This window comes from Amycolatopsis pretoriensis (assembly GCF_900107925.1).
GTDB lineage: Bacteria > Actinomycetota > Actinomycetes > Mycobacteriales > Pseudonocardiaceae > Amycolatopsis > Amycolatopsis pretoriensis.
In genome coordinates, this window is the sequence record NZ_FNUJ01000007.1 from 262323 (window position 1) to 274950 (window position 12628).

The window sequence follows — 12628 nt, forward strand, 5'->3', positions numbered from 1 at the left end:
GAGCTCACTGTGACTTCCAGCTTCCCGCCCGGCTTCCGCTGGGGCGTCGCGACTTCGGCGTTCCAGATCGAGGGCGCCACCACCGCGGACGGTCGCGGACCGTCCATCTGGGACACCTTCGCCGCGGTGCCCGGCGCGGTGGCCGGCGGCGACACCGGCGAGCCGGCCGCCGACCACTACCACCGCTGGCGCGAGGACCTCGCCCTGCTCGCCGAACTGGGCGTCGGCTCCTACCGGTTTTCGGTGTCCTGGCCGCGGGTCCAACCGGACGGGCGCCGCTTCGAGCGCCGCGGCCTCGGCTTCTACCGGCGGCTCGTGGAAGCCCTGCGGGAGCAGGGGATCGAGCCGTTCCTGACGCTGTACCACTGGGACCTGCCGCAGGCGCTCGAGGACGAAGGCGGCTGGCGCTCCCGTGACACGGCCCACCGGTTCGCCGAGTACGCGGCCCTGGTGCACGAGGAGCTGGGCGACGTCGTCGACCACTGGACGACGCTGAACGAGCCGTACCCGTGCGCGGTCGCGGGCTACGGCGAAGGCCGCCACGCACCGGGCGCGCGGGAGGGGCACGGCTCGCTCGCCGCCGCCCACCACCTGCTCCTCGGCCACGGCCTGGCGGTCCGGGCGATGCGGGGGCAGGCGACACCGCAGCACCAGTTCGGGATCGTGCTCAACCAGTCGCCGGTGGTCCCGGTGACGGACTCGGCGGCCGACGCGGCGGCGGCCGCCCGCCAGGACACGCTGCTGCGCCGCCAGTTCACCGACCCGCTGTTCGGCGGCCGGTACGCACCGGGCCTGGCGGCGATGTTCAGCGGCGTCTCGGACTTCTCGTTCCGCCTCGACGGCGACCTGGAGACGATCGGCGTGCCGCTGGACTACCTGGGCGTCAACTACTACTACCGGCTGCACGTGGCGGACGCCCCGCACCGCGAGCCCGAGCCGGCGCGGCGCACGGTGACCGACATCGGCGTGGACACGACGCGCCTGCCGGACGTCCCGCGCACGGGCATGGGCTGGCCGGTGGAGCCGGAGGGGCTCACGGAAGCGTTGGTGGGCCTGCACAACCGCTACCCGGGGCTGCCCCCGATGTACGTGACGGAGAACGGCTGCGTGTACGCGGACCGGAGTGACTTCGCCGACTACGAGCGGATCACGTTCCTGAGCGAGCACATCGAGGCGGCCCGGACAGCCGCGGCGGCGGGGGTCGACCTGCGGGGGTACTTCTGCTGGTCGCTGCTGGACAACTTCGAGTGGGCCCACGGGTACAAGCACCGGTTCGGCTTGGTACACGTGGACTACGCGACGCAGGTGCGCACGCCACGGGCGAGTTTCCGCTGGTACCGCGACTTCATCGCGGCCCGGCGGCTCGGGTGACGCTTACTTCTTGTACAGGCCTTCGATGTCGTTCGCGTAGTTCTTCGTGACCACGTTGCGCTTGAGCTTCAGGCTCGGCGTGATCTCCCCGCCGGCCTCGGTGAAGTCGTTGGCCAGCACCGTGAACTTCTTGATCGCCTCGGCCTTCGACACCGACTTGTTCGCCTCGTCCACCGCAGCCTGGATCTCGGCGAGCAGATCGGCGTCGGAGGCCAGGTCCGCCACCGAAGCGCCGGCGGGCTTGCCGTGCTGGGACTTCCACGCCGGGAAGTACTCCTCGTCCACCGTCACCAGCGCCGCGATGAACGGGCGCTGGTCGCCGACCACCATCGCCTGGCTGACCAGCGGGGCCGCCTTGATCGTGTCCTCGAGGCCGGACGGGGCGACGTTCTTGCCGCCCGCCGTGACGATGATCTCCTTCTTGCGGCCGGTGATCTTCAAGAACCCGTCGGTGTCCAGCTCGCCCAGGTCGCCGGTGTGGAACCAGCCGTCGGTCAGTGCCTCGGCGGTCGCCTGGGGGTTGTTGTAGTACGCCCGGAACACGACGTCGCCCTTGAGCATCACTTCGCCGTCGTCGGCGATGCGGACCGACGTGCCGTTGACCGGCTTGCCGACCGTGCCGACGCGGAACGCCGTCTGGGTGTTGACGTTCGCCGCCGCGGACGTCTCGGTGAGGCCGTAGCCCTCGAACACCGGGACGCCGATGCCGCGGAAGAAGTGCGCCAGCCGGGCACCCAGCGGTGCGCCGCCCGACACCGCCGCGACGCAGCGGCCGCCGAGGGCCGCGCGCAGCTTGCCGTAGACCAGCTTGTCGAACACCAGGTGCTTGGCCTTCAGGCCGAAGCCGGCGCCGCCGTTGTCCTGCGCCTGGCTGTACTCGACCGCGACCGCCTCGGCGGCGTCGAAGATCTTGCCCTTGCCGTCGCCGTGGGCCTTCTGCTTCGCCGAGTTGTAGACCTTCTCGAACACGCGCGGCACCGCGACGACGAACGTGGGGCGGAACGTGCCGAGGTCGGCGACCAGGTTCTTGACGTCCGGGGTGTGCCCGAGGGTGACGCGGGCGGACAGCGCGGTCACGGCGATCGCGCGAGCCAGCACGTGCGCCAGCGGCAGGAACACCAGCAGCGAGTTGCCCTGCTCCATCAGCTGCGGGAACGCCTCGATGTCGGCGCGGATCTCGGCCAGCAGGTTGCGGTGGGTCAGCTCGACGCCCTTGGGGCGGCCGGTCGTGCCGGAGGTGTAGACGATGGTGGCGAGCTCGTCGGCGCTGACCTCGCGGCGGCGCTCGTGCAGCTCGTCGTCGGACAGCGAGGCGCCCAGCGCGGCCAGTTCTTCGACGGCGGGGGAGTCGCCCTCGATCTGCCACGTGTTGTCCAGCTCGGTGAGCCGGTCCCGGATCTCCTCGACGGCGCCGCGGTGGCCGTTCGTCTCGACGAACACGCCCTTGGCGGCCGAGTCGGAGAGGATCCAGTACACCTGCTCGGGCGAGGACGTGTCGTAGATCGGCACGGTCACCGCGCCCGCCGCCCAGATCGCGAAGTCGATCAGCGTCCACTCGTAGCGGGTCTTCGACATGATCGCGACGCGGTCGCCGCGGCCGATCCCGGCCTGGGCCATGCCCTTGGCCACGGCCAGCACCTGGCCGGCGAACTCCTTGGCGGTGACGTCCAGCCAGGTCCCGTCGACCTGGCGGCGGAAGCTCACCACGTCCGAGAACCGCTCGGCGTTCGCCCAGACGACATCGGACATGTTCTCGTCGTCGGCCACCGGCTTCCCGGCGGGAGCGCTGTATTCGCGCACGTGGACCTCCGTGTTCAACGCGTGCGGTGGGCGACACCGCTGTTACCCGCCAGTCAACTTAGCGTGGTGAGCACCTTAAGACCATGCTGATCGACCCCGCACGGCGAGGCGTGACATTCTTCGCACGTGAACGCACCGCCCGCCCTCGACGTCGTCGACGAGACGTTCCTCGCGGTCCCGCCGTCCACCGTGGCCGCCGTTTTCGCCGATCCCCGGTCGTGGACGCGCTACTGGCCCGACCTGGTCCTGGAGGTCTACACCGACCGGGGTGACAAGGGTCTGCGCTGGACCGTGCGCGGCGCGCTCGTCGGTACGATGGAGGTCTGGCTCGAGCCGGTGCTCGACGGCACCCTGCTGCACTACTTCCTGCGGGCGACCCCCGCCGACGCGGCCGGGACGCCCCGGGAACTGGCGCCGCGCGACCTGCGCCGGGAGTTCGACCGGCGGGCCCGCGCGGCGAAGGCGATCGCACTCGGGCTCAAGGAGATCCTGGAGGACGGGCGCGAGCCCGGCGTTCCTCCGCGTACGGACAGCTAGGGGGCCAGGGGTGCGGGTACACGTCGTCTCGGACGTGCACGGCAACGCGGACGCGTTGAAGCGGGCGGGCGACGGGGCCGACGCCCTGGTCGTGCTCGGCGACCTGATCGACTTCGTCGACTACCACGACCACGAGAAGGGCATCATGGGTGCCCTGTTCGGCGCGGAGAAGGTGGCCGGGTTCGCCCGGCTGCGCCGCGAGGGCACCCGTGACGAAACCGTTGCCTACTCGCGGGAGCTCTGGGCGAGCCTCGACGACCCGGCGGGCGCCGTCGACGAGGCCATCCGCACCCAGTACGCGGCGCTGTTCGCGGCGATGACCGCGCCCACCTACGCCACCCCCGGCAACGTCGACACCCCGGCGCTGTGGCCGGAGTTCGCCGGCGAGGGCATCCGGGTGCTCGACGGCGAAGTGGCCGAGATCGGCGGCCTCCGGTTCGGGTTCGTCGGCGGCGCGCTGCTGCCCGACGGCGTCGTCCCGCGTCCGCGCAAGGGCGCCGCCTGGCGGCCCTACCTGCGGGTTCGCGAGGACTACGACGCGAGCGTGGCCAAGCTGACCGACGTCGACGTGCTCTGCACCCACGGCCCGCCCGCCCTGCCCGAGCTGACCTACGACGTCGTCGCGCGCCGCAGCGAGATCGGCTCGGCGGCGCTGCTGGAGCTGATCCGCACCCAGCGGCCGCGCTGGTCGGTGTTCGGCCACGTCCACCAGCCCCTGGCGCCGCGCGCCCGGGTCGGCCTGACCGAGTGCCGTAACGTGGGTCACTTCAAGGAGACCGGGCAGCCGTACGTGCTGCGCTGGTGACCGGCCGCGGCGGCTACGCTTCGTCCCATGGCCGAGCAGTCCACACAGTCCATCGAGGTCGACGCCGAGCCCAGCCGGGTGATGGCCGTGATCGCCGACTTCCCCGCGTACCCGGAATGGGCCAAGGCCGTCCGGCAGACCGAGGTCCTCGACACCGACGGTGACGGGCGCGCCAAGCAGGTCAAGCTCACGCTCGACGCGGGCCCGATCAAGGACGTCTACACCCTCGAATACGACTGGGACGGTGACGGCCTCGGCGTCAGCTGGCACCTGGTCAAGGGCCAGATGCAGAAGGCCCAGAACGGCCGGTACGCGCTGGAGGACCTCGGCGGCCGCACGCGCGTGACGTACACGCTTTCGGTCGAACTCGCGCTGCCGATGATCGGGCTGCTGCGCCGCAAGGCCGAAAAGATGGTCATGGACACCGCGCTCAAGGAGCTGAAGAAGCGGGCCGAGGGGTAGCCGCGTGCGGATCCTGCTGTTCACCGGCAAGGGGGGTGTCGGGAAGACCACGCTGGCCGCGGCCACCGGCGCCGCGCTCGCCGCCCGCGGCAGGAAGGCCCTCGTCGTCTCCACCGACCCGGCGCACTCGCTCGGCGACGCCTTCGGCCACACCCTCGGGGCCGAACCGTCCGAAGTGGACGCTCTGCTGTCCGCCGTGCAGATCGATTCGCGGACGCTGGTGGACACGACCTGGCACCGGCTGCGCGCCGAACTGCAGAGCGCGTTGGCCGGCGCGGGCCTCGACACCCTCGACGCCGAAGAGCTGACCGTGCTGCCCGGTGTCGACGAGCTGCTCGCCCTCACCGAGGTCCGGCGGCTGGCCGAGGAGGGGCCGTGGGAGACCATCGTCGTCGACTGCGGGCCGACGGCCGAGACGCTGAGGCTGCTCGCGCTGCCCGAAGCCGTCTCGGGCTACCTGACCCGCGTGTTCGGCCGCCGCGTCACCGACTCCGTGCGCCGGCTCGGCGTCCACCTCGACGGCCTACGCGCGCTGCTCACCGAGCCGTCGGTGACCACCGTCCGGCTGGTCCTGACGCCGGAGCGGGTCGTCGTAGCCGAGGCGCGGCGCACGCTCAGCTCCCTGGCCCTGCGCGGCATCGCCGTTGACGGCCTGATCGCCAACCGGCTGATGCCCGCGCCCGGGTTCTGGCGCGGCGGGGCCGCGTCGTGGCTGCGCACCCGGCGGACCCAGCAGGACGCCGTGCTGGCCGAGCTCTCGAAAGCCGGGTTCGAAGCGGTGTCGCGCGTCGAGCACCGGGCCGTCGAACCGGTCGGGCTGCCCGCGCTGCTGGAGATCGCCGCCGAGCTCTACCGCGACGGCGACCCCCTGGCCGGCGACGGCACCCCCGTCACGCCGCTGCTGCGCGTCCGGCCGGCCCCGGACGGCTACACACTGCGCATCGCGATCCCGCTCGTCCGGGACGCCGAGGTCGACCTCGCCCGCGTCGACGACGACCTGGCGATCACCGTGGACGGCTTCCGCAGGCTCATCGCCCTGCCGGAGTCGCTGCGGCCGTGCCGGATCACCGGCGCGGAATCCGACGCCGACGGCCTGGTCGTGAGCCTGGCCGGGAACCGGGGACGCGGGTGAGCGAAGAGGACGAGGCCGCCGGACCGCGGCTCGCGGAGGAGATCCGCCTGCTCGTCGAGATGGTCGTGGAGAAGGCCGCGCCGTGGCTGGAGGGCGTCGTCGCCGCCGGCCACGGGGACCCTGACCAGGCGAAACCGGACGGCTCGGCGTGCGGCTGGTGCCCGCTCTGTGCGATCGTCGCCGTGGTGCAGGGTGAGCGCCCGGAATTCGTCGCGCGGCTGCTGGAACAGCTGGCGCAGCTGGTGGCGTTGCTCCGGGCGGTGCTCGCGGACCGCTGGGAGCCGGACGAGGGCGTGCACATGCCCGGGTTCCGGCCGGCGCCGCGGCCTCCGGCGGACGCCGCGGTTTCGGTGCGGGTGCAGCACATCACCGTCCGCAGGCGCGACGAGTGGGAGAGCTGAGTGCGGACGATAGGGGTGGACGTCGGCGGGACGAGCGTCCGGGCCGGCGTGGTGGACGAGCGCGGCTCCCTGCTGGACACGGCACGCGTCGCGACGCCGAGCGAGGAGGGCGCCCTCGAGGACGCCATCTCCGGGGTGATCGAGGACCTGCGCAACCGGCACGAGGTGGCGGGCGTCGGCCTGGCCGTGGCCGGGTTCGTGGCGCGCGACCGCCGGTCGGTCATGTTCGCGCCGCACCTGGCCTGGCGCGGCGCGCCGGTCGCGGACCGGATCGAGAAGCGCGTCGGCCTGCCGGTGCTGCTGGAGCACGACGTCAACGCGGCGATGGTGGGCGAGCACCGCTTCGGCGCGGCCCGCGGCGCCCACGTGGCGGCGCTGGTCGCGCTGGGCACGGGCATCGGCGCCGGGCTGCTGCTGGACGGCAAACTGTTCCGCGGCGCGTACGGCGTCGCGCCCGAACTGGGTCACCTGACGGTGGTCCGCGGCGGCCGGCCCTGCCCGTGCGGCAAGTACGGCTGCTGGGAGCGCTACTGCAGCGGAACGGCGTTGGCGGCGACGGCGGTGGAGCTGCTCGCGCGGCACCCCGGACGTTCGACGGTGCTGGCCCCGCAGGTCGCGGGCGACCCGGGCTCGGTGACGGGCCGCCGCGTGGCCGGCGCGGCGAGGGACGGCGACCCGATCGCGCAGCTGGCGATGGCGGAGCTGGCCAAGTGGCTCGGCGAGGGGCTGGCCCTGGTGGCGGACGTGTTCGACCCGGAGATCATCGTGATCGGCGGGGGAGTGTCGGAGTCGGCCCCGTTGTTCTTGGACGAGGCCCGCGAGCACTACGCCGGGGCGATCACGGGCGCGCGGCACCGGCCGCTGGCCCGGATCCGGACGGCCCACCTGGGCGACGACACGGCGATCGTGGGCGCGGCGGCGCTGGCCTTGGAAGCGGCCAAGACCCCGGTCTGATCAGCCGCGCAGCCCGGAACTGTCGGTGGTCGCCGGTAGCGTGGAGATCGGGGGCGGGCCCGCGGCCTCACTCCTCCGGAAAGCTTCCCGACGGCACCAGCCCTTCGAGGAACGCCCGGAACGTCGGCGCCAACGCCAGCTCGGACTCCAGCTCCACGTCGAACCACGTCACCGACGGCTCCGAAGACCGGCGGTAGTCCAGCGCGACCCACGTGTGCCCGTCGCCCGACAGGACCACCACCTGGCGAGGCAGATCCCACTCTTCGCTCAAGTACGGCGAATCCAGGATCGACAACCGCCCGCCGACGCCGAGCAGCTGGTCGAAGGGCACGTGCGTCTCGCTCCACGACGTCGGCGCGCTCGTCGGGAAGGCGTCGAAAGCAGCGGCCACCGTGCCACCGTTGCGCAGGCCCAGCAGCTCGCCCAGCTCGATCGGCAGGCGGACGCCCAGCTCGCGGCCGGCGTGCGCGAACTCGCGGGCGCTCAGCGGCTCGCCGGGGCCGCCGTCCCAGAAGGTGGGCTTGAGCTGATCGAACAAGGTCACCCGCGAGAGTGTGACAGGCTGGTCGGCGTGAGTGCCCCGTCCGCGAGCGTCTTCGTCAAGTGTTCCTGCGGGCACCTGCACTGGGGCCGCTACGGCGCCGCCGGCCTGCTGCTCGTCGACCCCGCCCGCGGCGTCCTTCTCCAGCGGCGCGCCTGGTGGGTGCACCACGGCCGCACCTGGGCGCTGCCCGGCGGGGCCATCGAAGCCGGCGAGACCGCCGTGACCGCCGCCGCCCGCGAAGCGTTCGAAGAAGCCTCCGTTCCCGCCGACGCCTTCCGAGCGGTGTCGGCGTCCGTGGTGGACCATGGCGAGTGGAGCTACACGACCGTGCTCGCCCTCGCCGACGGCGCCGAGGCGCGGGTCGCCAACACCGAAAGTGCGGAGGTGCGCTGGGTGGACCCCGACGACGTGCCCGGCTACCGGCTGCACCGCGACTTCGCCGCCGCCTGGCCCGCCCTGCGCGACCGCGTCGGCCAGGAGCTGGTCCTCGTCATCGACGGCGCCAACGTCGTCGGCTCGCGGCCGGACGGCTGGTGGCGCGACCGCCACGGCGCCGCCCAGCGCCTGCGCGACCAGCTCGCGAAACTCGCCGAAGCCGGCGTTCCCGACCCCGAGGACGCGACCGTGACGTGGTGGCCCCGGATCGTCCTGGTCGTCGAGGGCAAGGCCAAGCACGTCACCGGGACAAACGGCGTCGAGGTCGTCGCCGCCGACACCGACGGCGACTCGAAGATCGTCGAAGTCGTGGCGCAGCAGACGGGGAAAACACTCGTCGCGACGGCCGACCGGGAGCTGAAAGGACGCGTCGAAGCCCTCGGCGCGTCCATCCTCGGCCCCGGCACGCTCCGCAGCCAGCTCGACGAGCTTTAGACCCCGCACCGCCCGCCTGTGGGCCCGGCCCGACGGACCGGAGGTCGGTCAGGGAGACTGGAGGCCAGTGCCCGCCCTCTCGACCTGGAGCCGTTGATGCCGCAAGGGACCGTCCGTTGGTTCGACGCCGAACGGGGTTTCGGCTTCCTCGCGCCCGAGGACGGCTCGCCGGACGTGTTCGTGCACGCCTCCGAGATCGTCGGGGACGGCGGCGCGAAACTGCTCCGCGAGGGTCAGGCCGTCGTGTTCGAGGTCGGCGAGAACGACCGCGGGCCCCAGGCGCTGCGCGTTCGCGTCACCGCCGATGCGGCCACCGGCAGCGCCGTGGGCCTGCTCGGCACCGTCAACTGGTACGAGCCGGGCAAGGGGTACGGCTTCGCGTCGCCGGACGGCGGCGGCGCCGACATCTTCGTGCACAGCTCCGCCATCGTGACCGGCGGCGTGCTCACCGAGGGGCAGCGGGTGGCCTTCCTGGTCGTCGAAGGCGAGCGCGGCCCGCAGGCCGGGCACGTGATCCCGCTGGGAGCGGGAGCCGGCTCACCCGCCGCGGCCGGTATCGGGGACGGTGCCGACGGCACGGTGGCCTGGTACGACGAGGACAAGGGCTTCGGCTTCATCAACCCCGACTCCGGCGCCGGGGACGTCTTCGTTCACGCCCGGGCCCTGGCCGAGGGGCTGACGTGGCTCGCGGAGGGCGACCGCGTCGCCTACGAGGTGGCCAGTGGCGACAAGGGCCCGCAGGCCCGCGACGTGCACCTGGTCCGGGGCGTCGAGCCCCAGCCGGCGCCGCAGCGGCCGGCACCTGCCGCGGCCGCGGGGCCGGCGGCGCGGGACGTGCCCGTACGAGGCGGCGAGGGCGTCGTCGCGCGCTACGACGGCGACCGCGGCTTCGGCTTCATCACCCCGGACGCAGGCGGCGACGATCTCTTCGCCCACGCGTCCGTGATCATGGGGTCGGAGTCGCTGCAGAAGGGTGACCGGGTCCGGTACGCGGTGCGTCAGAGCGACCGGGGCCCGCAGGCCGACCGCGTCGAACGCCTCTGAAGAGGCGGCCCGGAACCGCATCCGAGCTTACGCAGTGACACACCCTCGAGTTTTGAGACCAGGTCTCAATCCTTCGGGATCCCGTCGCGCATTTCGGCGACCAGCGACGCCATCACGGCCTTGAGGCTGCCCTTGTGCGCCTCGGCGACCGCCCGCTGCCGCCGGTAGCTCGGCCCGTACTCCAGGATCGTCTCGACGTCCCGCAGCTCGGCCACGCAGTCGAGCCGCCGCGCCACCGGCTCCAGCCGGTCCAGCAGGTCGGCGACGTCGTCGGTGACCAGCCGTTCGCGCCCGGCCGCGTCCAGGATGATGATCGCGTCGGTGCCGTAGCGGGCCGCGCGCCACTTGTTCTCCTGGACGTGCCACGGCGGCAGTGCCGGGAGGATTTCGCCGTCGTCGAGGCGCTCGCTGAAGTCGTCGACCAGGCACTGCGTCAGCGCCGCGATCGCGCCGACCTCCTCCAGCGTCGGCAGCCCGTCGCAGACGCGCATCTCGATCGTGCCCAGGTGCGGCGCCGGCCGGATGTCCCAGCGGATCTCCGAGAAGTGGTCGATCACGCCGGTGGTGAACATGTCCTCGACGTAGCTCTCCAGCTCCGCCCACTTCCGGAACTGGAAAGGCAACCCCGCCGTCGGCAGCTGCTGGAACATCAGCGCCCGGTTCGACGCGTACCCGGTGTCCTCGGCGCCCCAGTACGGCGAAGAAGCCGAGAGCGCCTGCAGGTGCGGCGCGTAGTTCAGCAGCGCGTCGAGGATCGGCAGCACCTTGTCGCGGTGGTCGACCCCGACGTGGACGTGCACGCCGTAGATCAGCATCTGCCGGCCCCACCACTGCGTCCGATCGATCAGCTTCGCGTACCGCTCCTTGTCGGTGACCTTCTGCTGGTACCAGTTCGAGAACGGGTGCGTCCCGGCCGAGAACATCTCGACGCCGAGCGGGTCGGCGACGCCGTGCAGCACGTCGAGCGACCCGGCCAGGTCGGCCTTGGCCTCGGCGATCGTGTCGCAGACGCCGGTGATGACCTCGATGGTGTTGAGCAGCAGCTCCTGCTTGATCTTCGGGTGCTCCGCCGCGCCGTCGGGCCGGACGGCCTCGAGGATCTGCCCGGCGACCGAGGACAGCTCACCGCTGCGCCGGTCCACCAGGCCGAGCTCCCATTCCGCGCCGACGGTCGATCGCCGCGAAGGGCTGAACTCGATGTTCATCGCGCCTGGGTCAGACCTGGGCGCCGTTGCTGGGGTCGGCGCCGGGCGGCGGCCCCTGGCGCACGCGCAGCAGCAGCAACGCGATCGACGTCGCGAGCGCGAGGATGCCCAGCGGCGTCGCCACCGTCGGGCCCACGCCGATCGCGCCGGGCAGGATCAGCAGGAACAGCCCGGCCAGGAACAGCAGCAGGATGAGGAACGCGCCCATCTTCGGCCGCGGCAGCGGCGGCGGCTCCGGCGGGACGTAGTGCTCGTCGTCGCCGGCCGGGTCGTCGGAGAACATCGTCGTGTCCCACGACGTGCCCCCGGACCGCCAGCCGGGCTCCGGCGGGGTGTCCGCGGCGGGCGGCTCGACGGGCCGGTCCGGCGTCCGGCGCGACTCGCTTTCCACGCCCCGGCCGGATCCAGCCTTGTCGGGGGCGCCCGCGGCGTCCGCTTTGTCGGCAGTGTCGTCTTCGGGGAGCCCGAACCCGTCCGCCCGCAGGTCGGCGACGATCTCGGCGAACGTCGCGTCGACGTCCTCCGGCCCGTCCTTCCCCCGGCTCATGCGGTCTCCTCAGGCTGTGCGGCGTGCGTCTTCGCGAACTCGACGCTACGCGTGAAGATGACTTCGGCGTCGTTGTCCTGCGTCGCGACGTGGTAGCTGTTCTCCAGCACGACCTCGGTGACGTCGGTGCTCGAGACCCCCCGCAGCACCAGCTGCGAGTTCACCGGCTCGACGACGTGGTCCACCGACGAGTGCAGCAGCAGCACCGGCTGCGTCACCTTCGCCAGGTCCGCGCGCACGACCGCCCACAGCTTCGCCAGGCTCGCCGCGGCCCGCACCGGCGTGCGCGGGTAGGCCAGCTCCGTCTCGCCCGGCTTCTTGATGTCGTTCGCGATCGCCGGCACCGACGGCACGATCCTGCCCAGCACGGGCAGCAGCTTCGTGTCCCACCTCAGCCGCGTCACCGACGGGTTGACCAGGACGATCCCGGCGATCCGGTCACCGAACTCCTCGGCCAGGCGCAGGGTGAGCGTCCCGCCCATCGACAGGCCGCCGACGAAGACGGTCTTGCACGTCGAGAGCAGCGCCAGCAGCGCCTCGCGGACGGCGCCGTACCAGTCTTCCCACGTCGTGCGGTTGAGGTCCGGCCAGCGGGTCCCGTGGCCCGGCAGCAGCGGGCAGCGCACCGTGAACCCGGCCCCGGCCAGGTGGTCACCCCAGGCCCGCATGCTCGCCGGGGTACCGGTGAACCCGTGGCAGAGCAGGAAACCGGTCTCGGCCGAACCGGTGTGGCCGAACGGTTCCGCGCCGGCGAGCACGCCCATGCGATCGCCTTCCGTGTGAGCGGTGGATTCGTCCATGCTCTCACGGCTCGCGGGCGTTGTGGGGGTCCGGCCGGGCCCGGAATTCCCTGTGAGATCGATCGCCCCCGCGTGGTAACCGGGTGGTCTCCGTTGTGCGCCGGCCACCGGGGTTCGTAGGCTGTCCCGCGCGGGTGAATGGGGCTGAGCTGCGAT

At 72.5% G+C, this 12628-nt stretch carries 14 protein-coding genes; 9 read left to right on the forward strand and 5 right to left on the reverse strand.

The window, feature by feature from the left end; translation table 11 throughout:
* Positions 1-9: 9 nt before the first annotated feature.
* A complete protein-coding gene (locus BLV96_RS30950; protein WP_086674209.1) occupies positions 10-1371 on the forward strand; it encodes a GH1 family beta-glucosidase in 1362 nt (453 codons plus the stop codon).
* Between the two features lie 3 nt (positions 1372-1374).
* On the opposite strand, the gene BLV96_RS30955 is transcribed toward BLV96_RS30950, so the two are convergent.
* The gene (locus BLV96_RS30955; protein ID WP_086674210.1) at positions 1375-3171 is read right to left on the reverse strand and encodes an AMP-dependent synthetase/ligase; all 1797 of its coding nucleotides are present in this window, start codon (positions 3169-3171) and stop codon (positions 1375-1377) included.
* A 126-nt stretch (positions 3172-3297) separates the two neighbouring features.
* Here BLV96_RS30955 and BLV96_RS30960 point away from each other — a divergent pair, with 126 nt between their 5' ends.
* Genes BLV96_RS30960 through BLV96_RS30985 form a run of 6 tightly spaced genes read left to right on the forward strand, consistent with a single transcriptional unit; the run spans position 3298 to position 7462 of the window.
* Positions 3298-3708 carry a polyketide cyclase / dehydrase and lipid transport gene (locus BLV96_RS30960; protein WP_086674211.1) on the forward strand — a complete coding sequence of 137 codons (411 nt, stop codon included), beginning with the start codon at positions 3298-3300 and terminating at the stop codon, positions 3706-3708.
* 10 nt (positions 3709-3718) lie between these two features.
* Positions 3719-4513, forward strand: a complete 795-nt coding sequence (locus BLV96_RS30965) for a metallophosphoesterase family protein (protein WP_091389724.1) — start codon at positions 3719-3721, stop codon at positions 4511-4513.
* A gap of 27 nt (positions 4514-4540) precedes the next feature.
* Complete coding sequence (locus tag BLV96_RS30970) at positions 4541-4975, forward strand: SRPBCC family protein (protein WP_086678751.1); 435 nt, start codon at positions 4541-4543, stop codon at positions 4973-4975.
* Positions 4976-4979: 4 nt separating this feature from the next.
* The gene (locus BLV96_RS30975; protein ID WP_086678752.1) at positions 4980-6107 is read left to right on the forward strand and encodes an ArsA family ATPase; all 1128 of its coding nucleotides are present in this window, start codon (positions 4980-4982) and stop codon (positions 6105-6107) included.
* Positions 6104-6508 (forward strand): hypothetical protein, encoded by a 405-nt coding sequence (locus BLV96_RS30980; protein ID WP_208608367.1) that lies wholly within the window; start codon positions 6104-6106, stop codon positions 6506-6508. The genes BLV96_RS30975 and BLV96_RS30980 overlap by 4 nt, the downstream gene beginning before the upstream one ends.
* Positions 6509-6523: 15 nt before the next feature.
* Positions 6524-7462 (forward strand): ROK family protein, encoded by a 939-nt coding sequence (locus BLV96_RS30985; protein WP_086678753.1) that lies wholly within the window; start codon positions 6524-6526, stop codon positions 7460-7462.
* Positions 7463-7529: 67 nt separating this feature from the next.
* Here the strand turns inward: BLV96_RS30985 and BLV96_RS30990 are convergent, their stop codons facing one another.
* Positions 7530-8006, reverse strand: coding sequence for an SMI1/KNR4 family protein (locus BLV96_RS30990; RefSeq protein ID WP_086678754.1), 477 nt, complete (start codon positions 8004-8006; stop codon positions 7530-7532).
* 27 nt (positions 8007-8033) lie between these two features.
* Between BLV96_RS30990 and BLV96_RS30995 the strand changes: the two genes are divergently transcribed.
* On the forward strand, positions 8034-8876 hold the full coding sequence (locus BLV96_RS30995; RefSeq protein ID WP_086678755.1) for an NUDIX hydrolase: 843 nt from the start codon (positions 8034-8036) through the stop codon (positions 8874-8876).
* 96 nt (positions 8877-8972) lie between these two features.
* Positions 8973-9920, forward strand: a complete 948-nt coding sequence (locus BLV96_RS51570) for a cold-shock protein (RefSeq protein ID WP_086678756.1) — start codon at positions 8973-8975, stop codon at positions 9918-9920.
* Between the two features lie 65 nt (positions 9921-9985).
* Here the strand turns inward: BLV96_RS51570 and BLV96_RS31005 are convergent, their stop codons facing one another.
* Genes BLV96_RS31005 through BLV96_RS31015 form a run of 3 tightly spaced genes read right to left on the reverse strand, consistent with a single transcriptional unit; the run spans position 9986 to position 12436 of the window.
* Positions 9986-11125 (reverse strand): glutamate--cysteine ligase, encoded by a 1140-nt coding sequence (locus BLV96_RS31005; RefSeq protein ID WP_086678757.1) that lies wholly within the window; start codon positions 11123-11125, stop codon positions 9986-9988.
* A gap of 10 nt (positions 11126-11135) precedes the next feature.
* Positions 11136-11672 (reverse strand): hypothetical protein, encoded by a 537-nt coding sequence (locus BLV96_RS31010; RefSeq protein WP_086678758.1) that lies wholly within the window; start codon positions 11670-11672, stop codon positions 11136-11138.
* Positions 11669-12436 (reverse strand): alpha/beta hydrolase, encoded by a 768-nt coding sequence (locus tag BLV96_RS31015; protein WP_086678759.1) that lies wholly within the window; start codon positions 12434-12436, stop codon positions 11669-11671. Before BLV96_RS31015 ends, BLV96_RS31010 begins: the two co-directional genes overlap by 4 nt.
* Positions 12437-12628: the final 192 nt, after the last annotated feature.